Below are 1226 nucleotides of genomic sequence, written 5' to 3'. Positions count from 1 at the left end.
ACAAAAATGATATTCCGGTTGAACTGAGATTTAACCATGTGGCACAGCATCCTGTATGGAGAAGTGAGAACGACAACGACACCTTTATTCAGCAGCTAGAAGCCAATTTGTTTGATTGGGCCGAGCTGATCACTCCTGGGTTTGAAGTGCACTCAAAGCGTGACAAGATGTTAGAGTCGGTCAACGATGAAATGTGGTCTACCCCTGCGGAAATGGCGCTTGCAACGGAAGAATATGTTCATAACTACCCGCATGTTCTGGCTGGTTTCCAAGGGCCGGGTATAGACGAAGTACCTGAAATTATTCAATACGCTCAAAACCAAGGCTGGGAAATTGCCAATATTGATATGGTTAAGCACATGAATGCTGACCAAGCCACTTGTGGCTATGGCTGCTCTGGTAACCCGTACGATGCTTATTGGGCCTTCAGTCCTTTAGGTCACGGTGATTTGCATGAGCTAGGCCACGGTTTAGAGAAAGGACGATTCCGATTCGCTGGTTGGGAAGGGCATTCGACGACCAACTACTACTCCTACTACAGCAAGTCTCGTTTCTTCCAAAATACGGGTAAGGAATCAACCTGCCAAAGCTTGGATTTCAAAGGTCAGTTTGAACTGTTGCAAACCAGTCGAACACAAAGCGATCCAAATGCTTATATGGCGGAGCAAAACCAAACGGGTTGGAGCTGGGGTGCTCGCGTTTACATTCAAATGATGATGGCAACTCAGCACGAAGGTGTGCTTAAAAATGGTTGGCATTTACTGGCGCGACTGCATCTTATTGAGCGTGAGTTTAATCGTTTGAAAGCAGATGAGGCACTGTGGAATGCGAAACAATCAAGCATTGGCTTCTCGATGTATACCAAAGATGAAGCGAACAGCATCTCAAACAATGACTGGTTGCTCATTGCCCTAAGTTACGTGGCTCAGCGAGATATGACTAACTATCTCGACATGTGGGGATTTTCGTTCTCAGAAAAAGCGAAGCAACAAGTTGTTGCGTTGAATCTGACGCCGATACCTCTCACTTACTTTGCAAGCAGCAATACCGGTTACTGTCTGAACGAATTCGCTCAAACTCCAGTAAGTATTGATGGTCAAACGGTTTGGCCGCTGAACTAGCTGAGTAGAAAATAACATGCATGAAAAAGGGAGACTGAGTCTCCCTTTTTACTAGATTTATCTTAGCGTTGAGTCACGGTTATTGCTTTGTAAAGTATTACTTGA

General features: G+C 45.1%; 1 protein-coding gene. It reads left to right on the top strand.

The window, feature by feature from the left end:
• A partial coding sequence (locus R7D93_RS25620; RefSeq protein WP_318129596.1) for an ImpA family metalloprotease occupies positions 1-1121 on the top strand: 1121 nt, incomplete at its 5' end.
• Between the last annotated feature and the right edge of the window lie 105 nt (positions 1122-1226).

Source organism: Vibrio sp. YT-15 (genome assembly GCF_033337445.1).
GTDB classification, from domain to species: domain Bacteria; phylum Pseudomonadota; class Gammaproteobacteria; order Enterobacterales; family Vibrionaceae; genus Vibrio; species Vibrio alginolyticus.
Note: the sequence above shows the minus strand (reverse complement) of the source record. Positions and strands in the feature narration are given on the sequence as shown.